Origin of the sequence: Pseudomonas sp. Irchel s3a10 (assembly GCF_900187525.1) — a bacterium.
GTDB lineage: Bacteria > Pseudomonadota > Gammaproteobacteria > Pseudomonadales > Pseudomonadaceae > Aquipseudomonas > Aquipseudomonas koreensis_G.
The window spans coordinates 85,934-104,240 of the sequence record NZ_FYDR01000008.1; the positions used below are offsets into that span (position 1 = coordinate 85,934).

17 protein-coding genes and 2 pseudogenes are annotated in these 18,307 nt (G+C 59.7%); 15 read left to right on the forward strand and 4 right to left on the reverse strand.

Annotated elements, in window-relative coordinates:
• Nucleotides 1–5: 5 nt before the first annotated feature.
• The gene (locus CKW11_RS21885; protein WP_095139373.1) at nucleotides 6–356 is read right to left on the reverse strand and encodes a hypothetical protein; all 351 of its coding nucleotides are present in this window, start codon (nucleotides 354–356) and stop codon (nucleotides 6–8) included.
• A gap of 136 nt (nucleotides 357–492) precedes the next feature.
• Between CKW11_RS21885 and CKW11_RS28900 the strand changes: the two are divergent.
• From CKW11_RS28900 to flhB, 13 genes and pseudogenes are all read left to right on the forward strand, one after another.
• Nucleotides 493–603, forward strand: a pseudogene (locus CKW11_RS28900) (flagella biosynthesis chaperone FliJ); the annotation flags it as partial.
• 192 nt (nucleotides 604–795) lie between these two features.
• Nucleotides 796–1,101: an STAS domain-containing protein gene (locus tag CKW11_RS21895; RefSeq protein WP_095139374.1), complete on the forward strand. Its 306-nt coding sequence runs from the start codon at nucleotides 796–798 to the stop codon at nucleotides 1,099–1,101.
• Nucleotides 1,102–1,106: 5 nt separating this feature from the next.
• Nucleotides 1,107–2,804 carry a fused response regulator/phosphatase gene (locus tag CKW11_RS21900; RefSeq protein WP_095139375.1) on the forward strand — a complete coding sequence of 566 codons (1,698 nt, stop codon included), beginning with the start codon at nucleotides 1,107–1,109 and terminating at the stop codon, nucleotides 2,802–2,804.
• A gap of 37 nt (nucleotides 2,805–2,841) precedes the next feature.
• A complete protein-coding gene (locus tag CKW11_RS21905; RefSeq protein ID WP_095139376.1) occupies nucleotides 2,842–3,189 on the forward strand; it encodes an Hpt domain-containing protein in 348 nt (115 codons plus the stop codon).
• Between the two features lie 106 nt (nucleotides 3,190–3,295).
• Nucleotides 3,296–4,684, forward strand: coding sequence for a flagellar hook-length control protein FliK (locus CKW11_RS21910; protein WP_095139377.1), 1,389 nt, complete (start codon nucleotides 3,296–3,298; stop codon nucleotides 4,682–4,684).
• A gap of 213 nt (nucleotides 4,685–4,897) precedes the next feature.
• A complete protein-coding gene (gene fliL, locus CKW11_RS21915; RefSeq protein WP_047599975.1) occupies nucleotides 4,898–5,401 on the forward strand; it encodes a flagellar basal body-associated protein FliL in 504 nt (167 codons plus the stop codon).
• A 9-nt stretch (nucleotides 5,402–5,410) separates the two neighbouring features.
• Nucleotides 5,411–6,379, forward strand: coding sequence for a flagellar motor switch protein FliM (gene fliM, locus CKW11_RS21920; protein ID WP_003222890.1), 969 nt, complete (start codon nucleotides 5,411–5,413; stop codon nucleotides 6,377–6,379).
• Between the two features lie 55 nt (nucleotides 6,380–6,434).
• Entirely contained in the window at nucleotides 6,435–6,893 is a 459-nt protein-coding gene (gene fliN, locus CKW11_RS21925; RefSeq protein WP_003222891.1) for a flagellar motor switch protein FliN, read from the forward strand.
• Complete coding sequence (fliO, locus tag CKW11_RS21930; RefSeq protein WP_095139378.1) at nucleotides 6,894–7,346, forward strand: flagellar biosynthetic protein FliO; 453 nt, start codon at nucleotides 6,894–6,896, stop codon at nucleotides 7,344–7,346.
• Complete coding sequence (gene fliP / locus CKW11_RS21935; protein WP_003222895.1) at nucleotides 7,346–8,104, forward strand: flagellar type III secretion system pore protein FliP; 759 nt, start codon at nucleotides 7,346–7,348, stop codon at nucleotides 8,102–8,104. The genes fliO and fliP overlap by 1 nt, the downstream gene beginning before the upstream one ends.
• Entirely contained in the window at nucleotides 8,101–8,370 is a 270-nt protein-coding gene (gene fliQ / locus CKW11_RS21940; protein WP_007920026.1) for a flagellar biosynthesis protein FliQ, read from the forward strand. Before fliP ends, fliQ begins: the two co-directional genes overlap by 4 nt.
• Nucleotides 8,371–8,373: 3 nt before the next feature.
• Nucleotides 8,374–9,159 carry a flagellar biosynthetic protein FliR gene (fliR, locus tag CKW11_RS21945; protein WP_047599973.1) on the forward strand — a complete coding sequence of 262 codons (786 nt, stop codon included), beginning with the start codon at nucleotides 8,374–8,376 and terminating at the stop codon, nucleotides 9,157–9,159.
• Nucleotides 9,160–9,162: 3 nt separating this feature from the next.
• Nucleotides 9,163–10,302 carry a flagellar biosynthesis protein FlhB gene (gene flhB / locus CKW11_RS21950; protein WP_095139379.1) on the forward strand — a complete coding sequence of 380 codons (1,140 nt, stop codon included), beginning with the start codon at nucleotides 9,163–9,165 and terminating at the stop codon, nucleotides 10,300–10,302.
• A 469-nt stretch (nucleotides 10,303–10,771) separates the two neighbouring features.
• On the opposite strand, the pseudogene CKW11_RS21955 reads toward flhB, so the two are convergent.
• The 3 genes and pseudogenes from CKW11_RS21955 to CKW11_RS21965 all read right to left on the reverse strand — a co-directional run.
• Nucleotides 10,772–10,990, reverse strand: a pseudogene (locus tag CKW11_RS21955) (DUF6124 family protein); the annotation flags it as partial.
• A 29-nt stretch (nucleotides 10,991–11,019) separates the two neighbouring features.
• The gene (locus CKW11_RS21960; RefSeq protein ID WP_177440027.1) at nucleotides 11,020–13,944 is read right to left on the reverse strand and encodes a hypothetical protein; all 2,925 of its coding nucleotides are present in this window, start codon (nucleotides 13,942–13,944) and stop codon (nucleotides 11,020–11,022) included.
• 343 nt (nucleotides 13,945–14,287) lie between these two features.
• Nucleotides 14,288–14,647, reverse strand: a complete 360-nt coding sequence (locus CKW11_RS21965; RefSeq protein ID WP_095139381.1) for a DUF6124 family protein — start codon at nucleotides 14,645–14,647, stop codon at nucleotides 14,288–14,290.
• Nucleotides 14,648–15,252: 605 nt separating this feature from the next.
• Here CKW11_RS21965 and CKW11_RS21970 point away from each other — a divergent pair.
• Both CKW11_RS21970 and flhA read left to right on the forward strand, forming a co-directional pair.
• Nucleotides 15,253–15,951 carry a hypothetical protein gene (locus CKW11_RS21970; protein WP_095139382.1) on the forward strand — a complete coding sequence of 233 codons (699 nt, stop codon included), beginning with the start codon at nucleotides 15,253–15,255 and terminating at the stop codon, nucleotides 15,949–15,951.
• A 218-nt stretch (nucleotides 15,952–16,169) separates the two neighbouring features.
• On the forward strand, nucleotides 16,170–18,299 hold the full coding sequence (gene flhA / locus CKW11_RS21975) for a flagellar biosynthesis protein FlhA (RefSeq protein WP_047599970.1): 2,130 nt from the start codon (nucleotides 16,170–16,172) through the stop codon (nucleotides 18,297–18,299).
• Nucleotides 18,300–18,307 lie beyond the last annotated feature (8 nt).

Below are 18,307 nucleotides of genomic sequence, written 5' to 3' on the forward strand. Positions count from 1 at the left end.
CTGAGTCATTGGGCTAATATTTCGAACCTGAGCATTGCGGAGAAACCCACGAATGTAGAGTCACGGGTTACGACGAAGAACGCATGTACTTGTTTGCCCTCAAGTTCCGAAAACCTGGTGCGGTCGACGTTCGTGCCCCATAGCTCCTGCTCACTATAGATCTCAATAATATCCAGGCTGGGGTAGGGTGTGTCGGCTATAAGGTAAAACGTAAGCGTTTCGCCTATTTTATTAGGGTAGCGCGCCACCACGCTGCATCTAAGCTTTCCACCTAGGAATTCATCGTAGGTCATGATGTATGGTGACTGGGTGTTATGCAGGAACGGTGCTTCGAAAAATGCATTAGGCGAGTTCATGATGCAGTCCTTTGACCTGAGCGCAGCGAAATTGCTGCCACTTGATTAAGGGCTATGCCTCTTTCCTCGGTCTACTGTCAGATCTGACAGTGGCGACGAGCGGCAGTCGCGGAGTGGCTGCAGGGCCTCGGTGCTTCTGCGCAAACGGGCGCAGTGCTACCGCGAAGAGGCGCAAGGCCTCGAAGACAAGCGCGAGCAGAAGCTGCTGGACCAGTTGTCGCAGCGCCTGCCGCAACACAACCCTTTTCAAATTGCCCAAAAACTCCCTGTGGGAGCGGGCTTGCTCGCGAAGGCGGTGTGTCAGAGACACCAATATTGACTGACACACCGCTTTCGCGAGCAAGCCCGCTCCCACATTTGGTTCTGCGCTGAGCCTTGCCCCAACCCTGTCCAGGTGCTAAACCTTGTACACGTTCGTCAATGACAAGGAAGCCAGTCAATGTCAGTCGTTACAGAAGTCTCTCCGGATGGTCAAAAACTGACGATTTCGGTCAAGGGGCGGTTCGATTTTGGACGCCATCAGGAGTTTCGCGAGTCCTATGAGCGACTTAACCAGAGACCCGACTCCATCGTGGTTGATCTGAAAGATGCCACCTACCTCGACAGCTCCGCGCTGGGCATGCTGCTCCTTCTGCGCGATCACGCCGGCGGCGACGACTCGGATGTGCGCGTGATCAACAGCAACTCCGACGTGCGCAAGATCCTCGCCATCTCCAACTTCGACAAACTGTTCGACATCAGTTGACGGACATGCAGGCGCAAGAGCCGCTGACGATCCTGATCGCCGAAGACAGCGCCGCCGACCGGTTGCTGTTGGCGACCATCGTCCGCCGTCAGGGCCATGAAGTATTGACGGCGGCCAATGGCGCCGAAGCGTTGGAGATGTTTCGTCGACAGTCACCGCATCTGGTGCTGATGGACGCGATGATGCCGGTGATGGACGGCTTTGAAGCGGCGCGGCAGATCAAGGCGCTGGCGGGGGAAACCCTGGTGCCGATCATTTTTCTGACCTCACTGACCGAGAGCGAAGCGCTGGCCCGTTGTCTGGAGGCGGGGGGCGACGACTTTCTGGCGAAGCCCTACAACCAGGTGATCCTCGCCGCCAAAATCAAGGCGATGGATCGCTTGCGCCGCTTGCAGGCCACAGTGCTGCAGCAGCGTGACCTGATCGCCAGACATCACGATTACCTGCTCAATGAACAGCGCGTGGCCAAAGCGGTTTTCGACAAGGTCGCGCATTCCGGTTGCCTGAGCGCGCCGAACATCCGCTACCTGCAATCACCCTATGCGTTGTTCAACGGCGACCTGCTGCTGGCGGCCTACACCCCGGCCGGCGACATGCATGTGCTGCTCGGTGATTTCACCGGCCACGGCTTGCCAGCGGCGGTGGGGGCGATGCCGCTGGCCGAAGTGTTTTACGGCATGACTGCCAAGGGCTACGGCCTGGCCGAGACCCTGCGCGAGATGAACGCCAAACTCAAGCGCATCCTGCCGGTGGACATGTTCTGCTGCGCGACCATGCTTTGCCTGAGTTTTCAGCGGCGTTCGGTAGAGGTGTGGAACGGCGGCATGCCTGACGGTTATCTGCACCGGATCGCCACCGGCGAACGGGTGCCGCTGGCGGCGCGCCATTTGCCGCTGGGGGTGCTCAGTCCGCAAGCGTTTGATGATCGCACCGAAGTACAGACCATGGGCGTGGGCGACCGGGTGTTCCTGCTGTCGGACGGGGTGATCGATACCACTGACGCCGACGACCGCTTGTTCGGTGTCGAGCGTTTGCAGCAACTGTTTGCCGCCAATCGTGAGCCGGACAACCTGTTCGCCGAGATCGAGCAGGCCTTGCACGCCTTTCGCGGCGAGCCCCGCGACGATGTGAGCATGGTCGAGATCAGCTTGCTGGAGGCGGCGCAGGTGATGCCGTCGGCGCCGGTGTATTCCGACAGTGGTCAATCCTGTCCGCTGGACTGGTCGGTAAGTTTCGAGTTTCGCGGGGCGACGCTCAGGCGCTTCAATCCGTTGCCGTATCTGCTGCAATTGTTGCTGGAAGTACACGGCTTGCGCACTCAGGGTGGGGCGATCTACAGCGTGCTCGCCGAGTTGTACTCCAATGCGTTGGAGCACGGCGTGCTGGGTCTCGATTCCAGCCTCAAGCGCGATGCGGCTGGATTCGCCCGCTACTATGAAATGCGCAACGAGCGGCTCGAAGCCCTGCAGGACGGTTACGTGCGCGTGCATCTGCAGGTCAAGCCGCAAGGTGCCGGTGGTTGTCTGGTGATCCGCGTCGAGGACAGCGGCAAGGGTTTTGACGTGGTGCGGGTAATGGAGCGGCCGCTGGACGGTGTCCGTCTGTCGGGGCGCGGCGTCAGTTTGATCCGGCAATTGGGGCATAACGCCAGTTGGTCGGACGAAGGTCGCAGTGCTTGCGTGGAGTTTTTCTGGGAGGGTTGAGGCATAATTCGCGGATTCTTGATCAAGGAGTGAACAAGTGACTGACACACATATCGATCGCGGGGCGCTGAGCGTACTGCGCGAAGTCATGGAGGAGGGTTATCCGGAGCTTCTGGATACCTTTCTGACCGATTCCGAAAAGCGCTTGACTGAGCTGCAGAAGACGGCGGATGCCAAGGCTTTGTCTGAAGTTGCCCACAGTTTCAAGGGCAGCGCCAGCAACATGGGGGCTGTCCGGTTGGCGGCGCTCTGCCAGGAGCTGGAATCGGAAGCCAAAAATAAAAGCCCCGCGGAAATCGTCAAAATGGTGGCCGACATCAGTCGCGAATTCGCGAAAGTCCGTCCTGACTACGAAGACGAACGCCAGCACGCCCTGACCCATTGAATCCTGCCGTCCGGCGCTTTTCGCAAGCGCCGGACAAAACTGGCCCGACACTTGCAATATTCCTCGTCAACTGTACCTACGATCCCAGTGCAGCGGAGACCGTGTCATGCCTGCGACCCCCAATGTTCTTCTTCAATCTGCCGCCCAGGCCAAGGCGCAAGCCGCCGCCGCGAAAACGCCGGTCATGGCCGCAGACACCGGGGACAAGGCCTCAAGCTTCGCTCAGGTGTTCGCCGATCAAGGCCCGAAAAAGCCTCTTGCGAGCGCTGACAGTTCGTTGAAACCGGCGCGCGACAAGGTTGCCGACAACAGCGACAAGAAAGATTTCGCCAAGGATAAGTCTGCCGCCACACAACAGACCGTTGCCGATAGCGGCAATGCCTTGCCTGCCGACAAGACCGCGTCGACCACCTCCGATGATCAGGCAGCCGCTGACAAAGCCGCCGCCGATGCGGCCGCTGACAGCGCGCAGACGCCAGTGGCGGACACCACCCCGGTGGATCCGGCGCTGGATCCGGCACTTGCGCAAACCGTGCAGCCGCTGGTGACCGCGCCGGTAGTGGCAGCGCCAGTCGCTGAAACGCCGGAACCGGCCAAAACCGAAACGCCGGTCGTGGCCGCCACATTGGCGCCAGCCGTGGTCAAAGATCCGGCGGCATCGACCGATAGCGCTTTCGACCCGGCGGCCGATCCGCTCGACTCGTTGCCGGCGCTGCGCATGGCGATGGAGCAGGGCGGGCACATTTCCGCCAGCAGCCAGGCACAAGCCAAAGCTACACCGGCCCAGACTCAGGCCGACGGTGAATTGACTGCGGCGCAGAACTTCGCTGCCGGCATGGCCAGCATGCTCGACGTGCAGGCCGACAAGGACAGCACCAGTCAGAATGGCGAAAAGGCCTTCAGCGGCCTGATCGACGACGGCCTGAAAGATCTCAAGTCTGCGACCAGCGATACCCGTGTCGATGACTTCGCCAACCGTCTGGCGGCGTTGACTCAGGCGGCCACTCCGAAAACCGCGAACGCGGTGCCGGTGAATCAACCGATCGCCATGCACCAGAGCGGCTGGACCGAAGAAATTGTCAACCGCGTCATGTACCTGTCCAGCGCGAACCTGAAGGCGGCGGATATTCAATTGCAGCCGGCAGAACTCGGGCGTCTGGATATTCGGGTGAACATGGTCCCGGACCAGCAGACCCAGGTGACTTTCATGAGCGCGCATCCGAGCGTGCGCGAAGCGCTGGACGGTCAGATGCATCGCTTGCGTGACATGTTCACCCAGCAGGGCATGGGCCAGGTCGACGTCAATGTCTCCGATCAGAGCCGTGGCTGGCAGGGTCAGCAGGAACAGGCGCAGCAGGGCCAGAGCGGTCGCACCAGCGCTGCGGGTGGTCGACTGGATTCGGCGGAAGAGGAGCTGACGCCGGCGGCGGTGGCTGAAGCCGCTGCACAAACCACCAGCGTGATCGGCAGCAGTGCCGTCGACTACTACGCCTGACACAACGCTGTATCCCCCCTGTGGGAGCGGGCTTGCTCGCGAATGCGGTTGTTCAATCGACATCAATGTCGGCTGACACACCGCATTCGCGAGCAAGCCCGCTCCCACATTGGTTTTACAGTGCCTTCCAATCTGTCCCGACACTTCTGGCATAACACTTGCTCTTGCCTTGCCGTGCGACTGTGAAAACCCGATTAGTGACGGATTATTGGCATGGCGAAGAGCGAAGCAGCAGCTGTAAAAGACCCCGCGACCAAAGGCAAACTCAAGATGATCATCCTGATCGTGGTGGCTCTGCTGCTGGCGATCGGTGTGTCCGTGGGCGCGACCTGGTACTTCATGCACAGTGCTCAGAGCAAGCCTGCCGCAGCGGCCGAGGCCGCGCCGGTCGGCAAGCAGCCGGCGATCTTCGAGCCGATGGCGCCGGCGTTTGTCGCCAACTACAACCAGAACGGCCGTCAGCGCTACATGCAGGTGAGCATCACCATGCTGGCGCGTAACCAGGCCGATCTGGAGGCGCTCAAAGTGCACATGCCGGTGATCCGCAACAACCTGGTGATGCTCTTCTCCGGTCAGGATTTTGCCACCTTGGCGACTCCGGTCGGCCAGGAGATGTTGCGCCAGAAGGCTACCGCCAGCGTCCAGGAAGTGGCGCAGAAAGAGCTGGGCAAAGTGGTGATCGAACAGTTGCTTTTCACTAATTTCGTACTGCAGTAGGAACACGACATGGCCGTGCAGGATCTGCTGTCCCAGGATGAAATCGACGCGCTGTTGCATGGTGTCGACGATGGTCTGGTACAGACCGATAACGCTGCCGAACCCGGCAGTGTCAAAAGCTACGACCTGACCAGCCAGGATCGCATCGTCCGTGGACGCATGCCGACTCTGGAGATGATCAACGAGCGTTTTGCCCGTTACACCCGCATCAGCATGTTCAACATGCTGCGCCGCTCGGCAGACGTTGCCGTCGGTGGCGTCCAGGTGATGAAGTTCGGCGAATACGTGCACTCGCTGTACGTACCGACCAGCCTCAACCTGGTCAAGATCAAACCGTTGCGCGGCACCGCGCTGTTCATCCTCGACGCCAAACTGGTGTTCAAGCTGGTGGACAACTTCTTCGGCGGCGACGGCCGCCACGCCAAGATCGAAGGGCGTGAATTCACCCCGACCGAATTGCGTGTGGTGCGCATGGTGCTGGAGCAGGCGTTCGTCGATCTGAAGGAAGCCTGGCAGGCGATCATGGAAGTCAATTTCGAGTACATCAACTCGGAAGTGAACCCGGCCATGGCCAACATCGTCGGCCCGAGCGAAGCGATCGTGGTCTCGACTTTCCACATCGAACTCGATGGCGGCGGCGGTGACCTGCACGTAACCATGCCGTACTCGATGATCGAGCCGGTGCGCGAAATGCTCGATGCCGGTTTCCAGTCGGACCTCGACGATCAGGACGAGCGCTGGGTCAACGCCCTGCGTCAGGACGTGCTCGATGTCGACGTGCCGATCGGCGCCACCGTGGCCCGCCGCCAGTTGAAGCTGCGCGACATCCTGCACATGCAGCCGGGGGATGTGATCCCGGTCGAGATGCCGGAAGACATGATCATGCGCGCCAACGGCGTACCGGCCTTCAAGGTCAAGATGGGCTCGCACAAAGGCAACCTCGCGTTGCAGGTGATCGAGCCGATCGAGCGTCGCTGAAGCGGCGCTTTTCCCCCACGTATTTAACTGAATTGTTGCCCGCCGAGGACACATGATGAACGACGAAATGAACGCCCAGGACGATCAGGCACTGGCCGACGAATGGGCTGCGGCCCTGGAAGAGACCGGTGATGGCAGCCAGGCTGACATCGACGCGCTGCTGGCCGCCGACGCTGGCGCTGCGAGCTCCAACCGTCTGCCGATGGAAGAGTTCGGCAGCGTGCCGAAGAACAACGATCCGGTGACCCTGGACGGTCCGAACCTGGACGTGATCCTCGACATCCCGGTGTCGATCTCGATGGAAGTGGGCAGCACCGACATCAACATTCGCAACCTGCTGCAACTGAACCAGGGTTCGGTGATCGAGCTCGATCGTCTGGCCGGCGAGCCGCTGGACGTGCTGGTCAACGGCACCCTGATCGCGCACGGTGAAGTGGTGGTGGTCAACGAGAAGTTCGGCATCCGCCTGACCGACGTGATCAGCCCAAGCGAACGCATCAAGAAGCTGCGCTGAGTGAAACGGTTTCTCTGGGCTTTGCTGGCACTGCCATTGAGCGTGCTGGCCGCCGAGCCGTCGACGGCGACCACCGTGCCTGCTGCCACCGCGCCGATGGTCAACAGCGGCGTGGCCGGGCAACTGACGCAACTGGTGTTCGGTCTGTTGCTGGTGCTGGGGTTGATCTTCTTCCTCGCCTGGCTGTTGCGTCGAGTGCAACAGGCAGGGCCGGCGGGCAAGGGCCAGGTGATCGAGCTGATCGGCTCCCGCGCCCTCGGTCCGCGTGACCGCTTGATGCTGGTGCAGGTCGGCAACGAGCAGATTCTGCTCGGCTTGAGCCCCGGCACCATCACCGCGCTGCACGTGCTCAAGGAGCCGGTGCAAGTGCCGAGCAGCAGCGAAAAAGCGACCCCGGAATTTGCCCAGCATCTGCTGAAGATTCTCGGCAAGGATCAGAAGGATAAGAAGTAATGGGTGCGCTACGCATCGTCTTGACGCTGGCCCTGATGCTGGCCGCGCCACTGGCATTCGCCGCCGACCCGTTGTCGATTCCGGCGATCACGCTGGGCACCAATGCCGACGGCGCGCAGGAGTATTCGGTCAGCCTGCAGATCCTGCTGATCATGACGGCGCTGAGCTTCATTCCGGCGGCCGTGATCCTGATGACCAGTTTCACCCGGATCATCATCGTCTTCTCGATCCTGCGTCAGGCCCTCGGCCTGCAACAGACGCCGTCGAACCAGATCCTCACCGGCATGGCGCTGTTCCTCACCATGTTCATCATGGCTCCGGTGTTCGATCGGGTGAACAACGATGCGCTGCAGCCGTATCTGGCGGAAAAACTCACCGCCCAGCAAGCGGTGGAAAAGGCCCAGGTACCGATCAAGGACTTCATGCTCGCCCAGACCCGCACCAGCGATCTGGAGCTGTTCATGCGTCTGTCCAAGCGCACTGACATTGCCACCCCGGATCAGGCGCCGCTGACCATTCTGGTGCCGGCGTTTGTCACTTCCGAGCTTAAAACCGCCTTCCAGATCGGCTTCATGATCTTCATCCCGTTCCTGATCATCGACCTGGTCGTGGCCAGTGTGCTGATGGCGATGGGTATGATGATGCTCTCGCCGCTGATCATTTCGCTGCCGTTCAAGATCATGCTGTTCGTGCTGGTGGATGGCTGGGCGCTGATCATCGGCACCCTGGCCAGCAGTTTCGGAGGTGTCTCGCCATGACGCCGGAAGTTGCGGTCGATATCTTTCGTGAAGCCCTTTGGCTGACCACATTGATGGTCGCGATTCTGGTGGTGCCGAGCCTGTTGGTCGGTTTGCTGGTGGCGATGTTTCAGGCGGCGACGCAGATCAACGAACAGACCCTGAGCTTCCTGCCGCGTCTGCTGGTGATGCTGGTGACGCTGATCGTCGCAGGTCCGTGGATCGTGCAGACGTTCATGGAATACATCATTCAGTTGTACAAAAACATTCCGATGGTCATCGGCTAAGCCATGCAGTCGCTGCTTCAGCTGACCGACACCCAGATCAGTACTTGGGTGGCGTCGTTCATGTTGCCGCTGTTTCGCGTCGCCTCGATGCTGATGGTCATGCCGGTGTTCGGCACCACGCTGGTGTCGCGGCGGATACGCCTGTATTTCGCCGTGGCCATTACCGTGTGCATTGCGCCGAGCCTGCCGCCGATGCCAGCGGTCAGCCCGCTGGATCTCAGTGGCCTGTTGCTGATTGCCGAGCAGATTCTGGTTGGTGCGGTGCTGGGGTTTTCCCTGCAACTGTTTTTCCAGGCGTTTGCCGTGGCCGGGCAGATTGTCGCGATCCAGATGGGTATGGGCTTCGCCTCGATGGTTGACCCGGCCAACGGCGTCTCGGTGGCGGTGATCGGCCAGTTCTTCACCATGCTGGTGACCTTGCTGTTCCTGTCGATGAACGGCCACCTGGTGGTCTTCGAAGTGCTCACCGAGAGCTTCACAACGCTGCCGGTCGGCGGCGGGTTGATGACCGCGCAATACTGGGAGCTGGCCGGCAAACTCGGCTGGGTTCTCGGGGCGGCGTTGTTGCTGGTGTTGCCGGCGGTCACCGCGCTGCTGGTGGTCAACATCGCATTCGGCGTGATGACCCGCGCCGCGCCGCAACTGAACATTTTCTCCATCGGTTTCCCGCTGACTCTGGTACTGGGCCTGTTCATTGTCTGGGTCGGTCTGGCGGACATCCTCAATCAGTATCAACCGCTGGCCTCCGAGGCCTTGCAGTTGTTACGCGAACTGGCACGGGCGCGCTGAGCCATGGCAGAGAGCGAAAGCGGTCAGGACAAAACAGAAGACCCCACGGACAAACGCAAAAAGGACTCCCGTGAGAAGGGTGAGATTGCCCGCTCCAAAGAGCTCAACACCCTCGCCGTGATGATGGCCGGTGCCGGTGCGCTGCTGGTGTTCGGCGGCATGCTGGCCGAAGACCTGATGGAGCTGATGCGCCTGAACTTCACCCTCTCGCGCGAGGTGATCATGGATCAGGGGGCCATGGGCAGGTTCCTGTTGCAGTCCGGCCAGATGGCACTGTTGGCGATCCAGCCGATCATGATCACCCTGTTGCTGGCGGCATTGATCGGGCCGATCTCCCTCGGTGGCTGGCTGTTTGCCGCCGGCTCCATGGCGCCCAAATTCAGCCGGATGAACCCGGCGGCAGGCCTGAAACGGATGTTCTCGTTCAAGGCAGTGGTCGAACTGCTCAAGGCGCTGGCCAAGTTTCTGATCACCCTCGGGGTGGCGTTGGTGGTGTTGTCGGCGGATGTCGATGATTTGCTGCGTATCGCCCACGAGCCGCTCGAAATGGCGATCATTCACAGTGTCACGCTGGTCGGCTGGAGTACGTTGTGGCTGGCCTGCGGCCTGATCATCATCGCCGCCGTCGATGTCCCGGTGCAGCTCTGGGAAGCGCACAAGAAACTGCTGATGACCAAGCAGGAAGTGCGCGACGAGCACAAGGATCAGGAAGGCCGGCCGGAGGTCAAGCAGCGCATCCGCCAGACCCAGCGCGAGATGTCGCAGCGGCGGATGATGGCGGCGATTCCCGACGCCGACGTGGTCATCACCAACCCGACCCACTACGCCGTCGCGCTCAAGTACGACTCGGAGAAGGGCGGCGCGCCGGTGCTGCTGGCCAAGGGCAGCGACTTCCTCGCGCTGAAGATCCGCGAAATCGCCGTCGCCAACAACGTCATGCTCCTCGAATCGCCGGGGCTGGCGCGCTCGATCTATTACTCCACCGAACTTGAGCAGGAAATCCCCGGCGGCCTGTACCTGGCAGTCGCCCAGGTGCTGGCCTACGTCTACCAGATCCGCCAGTACCGCGCCGGCAAGGGCAAACGCCCGGATCCGCTGAAAGACGATCTGCCGATCCCGCCGGATCTGCGGCGCGATTCCTGACGTTTGCCGTGATCAAAAAACCGCCGCCCCGAACAAACGGAGCGGCGGTTTTTTTATGCCTGACCCAAAGATATTTCGGCTCCTGCCGCGGTCATTGTGGTGAGGGGATTTATCCCCGATGGGCTGCACAGCGGCCCCAGACTTCAATCTTTCAGAAATACCGCGAGCTCAGGTTTTACGACTGCTGCGCAGCCGAGCGGGAGCAAGCTCCCTCGCCACAGGTTCTTGCCTGCCTTCTTAGCCCGGCGATTCCAGATTATCCAGCGCCCGATTCACCGCCAGCTCCCCCGCCTGACCCAATGAAACGTCGGCTCCTGCCGCGGTCATTGTGGTGAGGGGATTTATCCCCGATGGGCTGCACAGCGGCCCCAGACTTCAATCTTTCAGAAATACCGCGAGTTCAGGGTTTACGGCTGCTGCGCAACCGATCGGGGATGAATCCCCTCGCCACAGGTTCTTGCCTGCGTTCTTAGCCCGGCAACTGCAGATTATCCAGCGCCCGATTCACCGCCAGCTCGCCGAGCATGATCAGTTGCGCGATGCCCAACAGCGTCCTGCGCTGCGACGCCGGTATGAGGTGAGCGAAGTCATTGGCGATGGTTCTGGCTGAAGCGAGTGTTACGCAAGCATCGGCCAGCAGTTCTTCGTTTTTGAAATCTGCGGTCACGGCGTACATCGAGCGGGTTTCAAGCGCCCCAATTGAGGCGCTTACAGAAATCAGTTGAACATAAAGTTATCGAAAATTACTTGTTCTTCGCCTCCGTTATAAAATTCAATGTAATTGATGTTCGCCGCGGAAAAAATTAACTGTGAAATACCTGCGCTGCTGATTAGTGGTCTTTCGTCTATATATCCCTCTGGGCCATAGAACAGGATTTTTCCGAGGGTGGCTTGAACGTCTGCGTAGTAAAAGCTTAATTTTTGCACGGGGGCTTTGAGCTCTATCCTGAATTTGGTTACAGCGCTCTCGTTAATTAACACGTTTCCTTCTATCGCCCCTGAAGCGCTATCCCTATTAAATGTGACGATTTTTAGTGATCCTGTTGAGCTTTGATTAATGATGCTTATCGCACCAGTATCTAAAGTTTCCAATGGCCCTATAAGTTGAGGGGGGACATTATCAAAGTTTTCATCTCTCTGGGTGCCTCTAAGGCTATAGATTCGTCGTGGGCAGGCTGTCGCGGTCAACTCACTGGCTATTCCGTCAAGATTTACTTTCACGCTGATCGTCAGCTCAGTTCCGTCCTTCAGTTCTTTTAACCACTCAATCGGAGCCGCCAGGGACAATCCATCCGGCGAATCATTGGGCTCTCCCGACCTGACGTCGTTGGTTATCGGCTCGCCGTTCTTGTCAAAGCCTCTACAGGTTGCCCAGATCGGTTGTCCTGGTTCGAACAACGGCCATCTTTCCGCGAGAATCCGTGCGTCTGTTGTGAGGTCTTGAACGCTCAACTCTTTACTGGTGTTGCCGTCGATATTAGGTGTTGGAAGACGCGGGTCTTCATCGATAATTTTCAGCAGTCTCACCTTGATCGCGTCTGATTGGCCAGCGTGGCCACCGTTGCGATACAAGTTCCCGCGCAGCTCGATCACCGTTCCATGTCGCGCCGCTAGGAATGCGGGGCTCAACAGTGTGTTCACTCGCTTGTTGCTGTTGAATTCCACCAACGGAAACGGCGGCCAACCTGCCGGTGGATTGTCTTCCTCCAGGCATGCCTGGTCGCCGCTCAATGCTTCTGGGTATTCGATGCGCACCGTCACCCCGTCCGGGTAGGCCAGGACATCAATCGGATCTTTGGCCGGTGCTACAAGGAACGGTGGCGGCAGCTCCCCCAGCGCCGTCCCGATGCGCAACGTCAACTCATGAGAATGCCCCAGCGTCTCGCCCGCCCGCTGAATGCTGTAATCGGCAACCACCGTACCGTTCAGGTTGGTGGTCACGTATTTTTTCTCAACGGTAATCCGCACAGGCCGGCCAGCGGTGGCAGGGATCAGGTCGACATGACTACTGACGCTACCGCCGCTGGCAGAGCCGCGCCAACGGTAGTTCACACGATCCTTGTCGCGGGTGCCGAGGTACGGCACCACCAGCGTGGCACCGGTGGGTGGCACGTTGTCCGGATCGAGCACGTCGTTGGCATCTGCGCCCTCGACTTCCGGCCGGTCGAACGTCGGCAGGGCGACGCCGACCTGCATCATGAACGGCAGCGACTCGCGAACGCTCAACAGCCCCGTTTCGCTGTTGGTGACGACGTAATAGACCTTGACGTTCAGGCCGTTGAAACGCTGGATTTCGGCATTGCTCACGCTGCGCAGGACGGGCTGATTGTCCGCTACGTTGCCGACCGGGCGCGGATCTTCGTAATAAACGGTGTCGTTACCGGGCGCCTGGGCCCACCAGATCAGGTTGAGCAGGTCGCTGCTGTTGCGACCGGGATACCAAGGGATCTGTACAGTCGCCCAAGGCGTTTCGGGTGGCAACGTTCCGCCCGGTGCCTCGTCGACGGTGGGGGCGACTAACTGGCTGATGTCGCCAATCACGGTGACGCTGGCATTTTTTGAGCGGCGGTCGCTTTCATCGCTGCGACGGCGCACATAGCCGACCGAGGCTGCGCCTTTGGCAATGGCTTTGACGGCGGCGTTGGGGATGGGGAAATCGAGTTGTAAGGGCACGTACGACACCTCTTTCTCCAGCGGCCCGACGATGATCTGCGAGCCTTGCGCCGGGGTGCCAATCCAGGTCAGGAGCACCTTGTCGCCCACCGCAAAATCGTCCTTGGTGATGTACACGCGGGCGTTCACATCGTCATCCCCGAGCTGGTCGAGGTCGATGCTGTCGGTTGGAATGCCGTTGACCAGCACCTGCGGTTCGTCCAGCCGATTGCCCCCCAGGTCCACCAGCAATTCACGCGTCGCTGACCACGGCGCACGTTCGTCCGGGTAATTACCGCAGCGGTCAATGACCTGATAAGCCACCGCGACACGATCGCCGTCCCCGGCGGCGTCTATGACGGCGCGGCTGAAGACAACCTCGATCGGGTTTCTGATCGGGTCCTGGGCCTGTTCCGGCGTAACGATATGCACCACTTGCTGGCTGCCCCAGCGGGCGAGAATGCGGTCGTATCGGGTGAGGTTGCGGTAGGGCACGATGTGCATCGTCACCCCGCTGGGCGGCAAGGTTTCATCGACCTCGTGGTGGGAGAGGGAGAACTTGAGATCGGAGTGGCCGTCATCGCCGGGAATGTCGTCGTAATCGCCGGGACGCGTGAGTTTGACCAGCAGGGTCATGACCGGTAACGAGTCCTCCGGGGCCTGGTTCTTGCGCGTGATCCGGTAGAACACTGGCGTGGCATCCCCCTCAAGTACCTGGCCCTTGGTAATGGTGAAAACCACGTCCTGGTTGAGCTCGGCATCGTTCTCGAGGGTCTTGCTCCAGACCGCGGCGCTGTCATTGCCCCAGAACACCTCGGCCAGATCGCCAACGGACATGGTCAGCCAGGCGGGAATGATGCCTTGCAGATCGCCTTCCACGGCTCTGATGGGTATGCCGCCGTTATAGTGTTCGGCAGGGCTGAGGCTGACCAGCGCCGGAAAATACGGAGGTTTGAGGGCTTGAGGGGCAGGGTCTGCTTGGCTGGACATCTGGCGAACTCCGGTCGGGGGGCTGGGTGACGGAGTTATTGAGCGCGCGTTGGAGGAATTAGGCACCTGTCAGATCTGACAGGTGTCGGCGGGTTTCCGACAAGTGGTCGTGTGGGCTGAAGGAAAGAGCCGACAAACCGCAGCCAGGTTAGATGAGGTGGCGGTTTTTTTATGCCTGGAGACATGTGTCGGCTGTGAGGCCGCTTTCGCGAGCAAGCCCGCTCCCACCGGTTCGGCGTGCAGGCACAGGTTTGTGATCGACACCAATCCCTGTGGGAGCGGGCTTGCCCGCGAAGACGTCAGCAGCCACAACGCCTCACTCAGGGCTTGTCACAGATCCCTGCTACTGCGGCAACTGCAGATTATCCAGCGCCCGATTCACCGCCAGCTCGCCGAGCATGATCAGTTGCGCGATGCCCAGCAGCGTCCTGCGCTGGGACGCCGGTATGAGGTGGGCGAAATCATTGGCGATGGTTCTGGCCGAGGCGAGTGTTTCGCAGGCATCGGCCAGCAGTTCTTCGTTTTTGAAGTCTGCGGTCACGGCGTACATCGAACGGGTTTTACGTTGAATGGGCGTGGCGCCGGGCGAGCAGAGGTAGTGGTCGAGGGCGCGGTCGGCGGCTTCGTGGAGCTTTTTTGAATCGAGGGATTCGTAGGGGGAGGTGGCGTCGGATTCAGGTGGGTTGGGTGTTGGTTTGATCATGGTGAAGCTCCTAGAGTCGGCGGAGCTGCCACATTTCGCTGCGATACGAAAGGGAGGTGGCAGCCATACGCGGGTCGCAGACCGGGACTCTAGAACCGGCAGACCCAAAGGTCTCCCACGTACAGCCGCCATAAAACGAGGACGGAAGTTGTGCGTCTAGAAATCAGCGGGCTGCGAGACCCGATCGCTGATTCGTTAGCGACCGACCCACAATAGAACCCGACCCCAAGGCGCACAAGCCGGCGGATTCTGGCGTAGCTGTAGGCAATGGCGCAAGGATGTGTAGCCCGCAAGGCGTGTCTGGAGGTGTCTATTAAACGCCAGCGTTTAAAAGTGCTGCTCATGACTCTGTGGTTTCGCGGATGGCCTCTTCGCGAGCAAGCCCGCTCCCACAGGGGATCTGTGTGATACCTACAATCTGTGTTCATTGCGGCGCGATTCCTGATAAATCAAAAGACCGCGGCCTTCCGTTTATCTGAAAAAGACCTCTACCTGTTAGTTCTGACAGTGGACACAATGGGCATTCAGCTATTCCATGTTCCTTGGCAGGTTTCACGGGCAAGTCGCCTTCTGACCTGTCTTTAACATTCGCCAAGGAGAAGGTCATGCCAGAGAACTACAAAAAGCTTGAAGGAATGAGGTTCGAGTTCGTTTCCGGGTCGGTGGCGAAAGAGTCTGATCATATCGCTTGCACGTTCACTTTTAAGGCGATGTTGGACTTCACGCATTTCGTGCACATGAGCAATGCGTATGTGCCGGGCTATCTCGATTCGTATATCAATGCGATCAAGCCAAGGTTGGACGGGGTAGCCCACCATAGTATCTACAACCGATTCAATAGTGCCGCTGGCAACATTGGTACTGTTGAAGAGTTGGTCAGCGTTTTCTCTTCGCCCAACAACTACTCCGACACATGGAGTAGCAATGGCACCGGCCTACTGGCGCGTTATCACAAACCACAATTTCACATGGTCGGTGATCAGTTACAGGTCACGGGTGGGCAGGACTTTCGATGGGAGGTCGAGCCGGAGGTCGAGCGGAAGATCGAACGGAAGATCGAACGGAAGATCGAGCCACAGGATGTGCCGGACATTTACTTTGTCTGGGCACTGAGTGTGTTGAAGGCATACCCCGAAGATCCTTTTCATCAGCCTGAGGAAATCGTGACTTTGGGCGATTCTGAGGAGGCGCTTGTCGACGTGGGAGGGAAGCCGATCCGTAAGGGTACGCGCTACCTGGTGGGCCGCGATTTGCGTCTTGGTGCGATAAATCCAGAGCAAATTTTGACTGCCGGGTATCCGTGAGTGCGCGGGTTTTTCTGATTTTTGTTCACTGCTAATGGTGATAGCCGTCCTGCGTCTGTTTTGCGGTCGGCTCCATGGCGCCCAGCTTCTCTCAAGACACTTCCCCTGAAGCAAACCTCAATTTCAATCCCCGGCAAAAGTTGGAAGGCTTCTTGCAGTAGCCGCCGTGCGCCTGCTTTGGGCGTCAAAAGTTTGCTTTAAAGGAACGGGGAAAACCGGTGGATCGCTCTCAGTTATTCAACACTGCTCGCTCGAATGTTGCCGACCTCAGTCGAGGCAATCTGGGCGTGCCGTTGTTGCTGCTGGTCATGTTGGCAATGATGATGTTGCCGATTCCGCCGTTCCTGCTGGATGTGTTCTTCACCTTCAACATTGCCCTGTCGATTGTCGTCCTGCTGGTCTGCGTGTACGCGCTGCGGCCGCTGGATTTCGCGGTGTTCCCGACCATTCTGCTGGTGGCGACGCTGCTGCGGCTGGCGTTGAACGTGGCCTCGACGCGGGTGGTGATGCTCCACGGTCAGGACGGCCACGCCGCCGCCGGCAAGGTGATTCAGGCCTTCGGCGAAGTGGTGATCGGCGGTAACTACGTAGTCGGTATCGTGGTGTTCGCGATCCTGATGATCATCAACTTCGTCGTGGTGACCAAGGGTGCCGGGCGGATTTCCGAAGTGAGCGCGCGCTTCACCCTCGATGCGATGCCCGGCAAACAAATGGCGATCGACGCCGACCTCAACGCCGGTCTGATCGACCAGAACCAGGCCAAGGCGCGCCGTCAGGAAGTCGCCCAAGAGGCTGAGTTCTACGGTTCGATGGACGGTGCCAGCAAGTTCGTCCGTGGTGACGCCATCGCCGGCCTGCTGATTCTGTTCATCAACCTGATCGGCGGTATGGCTGTCGGTATCTTCCAGCACAACATGACCTTCGCCGACGCGGGCAAGGTGTACGCCTTGCTGACCATCGGTGACGGTTTGGTGGCGCAATTGCCATCACTGTTGTTATCGACAGCGGCGGCGATCATGGTGACCCGTGCTTCCGGTTCGGAAGACATGGGCAAGCAGATCAATCGGCAGATGTTCGCCTCGCCAAAAGCGCTGGCGGTGGCCGCTGGTTTGATGGCGGTCATGGGTCTGGTCCCGGGCATGCCGCACTTCTCGTTCCTGAGCATGGCCGCGCTGGCTGCCGGTGGTGCGTACCTGTTCTGGAAAAAACAGAACGTCGCCAAGGTGCAGGCGCTGCAAGAGGTTCAGCGTCAGCAGGAACTGCTGCCGTCGCCGGCCCGCGCCATGGAAACCAAGGAGCTGGGCTGGGACGACGTGACGCCGATCGACATGATCGGCCTTGAGGTCGGTTACCGCCTGATCCCGCTGGTGGATCGCAATCAGGGCGGGCAGTTGCTGGCGCGGATCAAGGGCGTGCGCAAGAAGCTCTCGCAGGACCTGGGCTTCCTGATGCCGACCGTGCACATCCGCGACAACCTCGATCTGGCGCCGAGCGCCTATCGCCTGACCCTGATGGGGGTGATTCTGGCCGAAGCCGAGATCTATCCGGACCGCGAACTGGCGATCAACCCGGGGCAGGTTTACGGCACGCTCAACGGCATTACCGCCAAAGATCCGGCTTTCGGCCTGGAGGCGGTGTGGATCGAAGTCAGCCAGCGCGCGCAGGCGCAGTCGCTCGGTTACACCGTGGTCGACGCCAGTACCGTGGTCGCGACCCACTTGAACCAGATTCTCTACAAGCACTCCAGTGAGCTGATCGGCCACGAGGAAGTGCAGCAACTCATGCAATTGCTGGCCAAAAGCTCGCCGAAACTGGCGGAAGAACTGGTGCCGGGGGTGGTTTCGTTGTCGCAGTTGCTCAAAGTGTTGCAGGCGCTGCTGGCCGAACACGTGCCGGTGCGCGATATCCGCAGCATTGCCGAGGCTATCGCCAACAACGCCGCCAAGAGTCAAGATACCGCCGCCTTGGTGGCCGCAGTACGCGTCGGCGTATCCCGCGCCATCGTCCAAAGCATTGTAGGCACTGACTCCGAGCTGCCTGTGATCACCCTGGAACCAAGGTTGGAACAAATATTGCTCAATAGTCTGCAGAAGGCAGGACAAGGCTCTGAAGAGGGCGTTCTGCTGGAGCCAAGCATGGCCGAGAAGCTGCAGCGTTCGCTTATCGAAGCGGCGCAGCGCCAGGAAATGCAAGGTCAGCCGGTGATCCTGTTGGTAGCAGGCCCGATCCGCGCGATGCTCTCGCGTTTCGGTCGCCTCGCAGTCCCGGGGCTGCACGTGCTGGCCTACCAGGAAATTCCGGACAACAAGCAAGTGACCATCGTTGCGACAGTAGGGCCCAACGGCTGAGGTAGTGG

What these genes read in the sequence shown, in the direction of transcription:
- CKW11_RS21970 (WP_095139382.1), top strand. Translation starts at nt 15,253, where the DNA reads ATGCCAGAGAACTACAAAAAGCTTGAAGGAATGAGGTTCGAGTTCGTT.
- CKW11_RS21895 (WP_095139374.1), top strand. Translation starts at nt 796, where the DNA reads ATGTCAGTCGTTACAGAAGTCTCTCCGGATGGTCAAAAACTGACGATT.
- fliL (WP_047599975.1), top strand. Translation starts at nt 4,898, where the DNA reads ATGGCGAAGAGCGAAGCAGCAGCTGTAAAAGACCCCGCGACCAAAGGC.
- fliP (WP_003222895.1), top strand. Translation starts at nt 7,346, where the DNA reads ATGGGTGCGCTACGCATCGTCTTGACGCTGGCCCTGATGCTGGCCGCG.
- fliQ (WP_007920026.1), top strand. Translation starts at nt 8,101, where the DNA reads ATGACGCCGGAAGTTGCGGTCGATATCTTTCGTGAAGCCCTTTGGCTG.
- fliN (WP_003222891.1), top strand. Translation starts at nt 6,435, where the DNA reads ATGAACGACGAAATGAACGCCCAGGACGATCAGGCACTGGCCGACGAA.
- CKW11_RS21965 (WP_095139381.1), bottom strand. Translation starts at nt 14,647, where the DNA reads ATGATCAAACCAACACCCAACCCACCTGAATCCGACGCCACCTCCCCC.
- CKW11_RS21900 (WP_095139375.1), top strand. Translation starts at nt 1,107, where the DNA reads ATGCAGGCGCAAGAGCCGCTGACGATCCTGATCGCCGAAGACAGCGCC.
- CKW11_RS21910 (WP_095139377.1), top strand. Translation starts at nt 3,296, where the DNA reads ATGCCTGCGACCCCCAATGTTCTTCTTCAATCTGCCGCCCAGGCCAAG.
- fliR (WP_047599973.1), top strand. Translation starts at nt 8,374, where the DNA reads ATGCAGTCGCTGCTTCAGCTGACCGACACCCAGATCAGTACTTGGGTG.
- fliM (WP_003222890.1), top strand. Translation starts at nt 5,411, where the DNA reads ATGGCCGTGCAGGATCTGCTGTCCCAGGATGAAATCGACGCGCTGTTG.
- CKW11_RS21960 (WP_177440027.1), bottom strand. Translation starts at nt 13,944, where the DNA reads ATGTCCAGCCAAGCAGACCCTGCCCCTCAAGCCCTCAAACCTCCGTAT.
- CKW11_RS21885 (WP_095139373.1), bottom strand. Translation starts at nt 356, where the DNA reads ATGAACTCGCCTAATGCATTTTTCGAAGCACCGTTCCTGCATAACACC.
- flhB (WP_095139379.1), top strand. Translation starts at nt 9,163, where the DNA reads ATGGCAGAGAGCGAAAGCGGTCAGGACAAAACAGAAGACCCCACGGAC.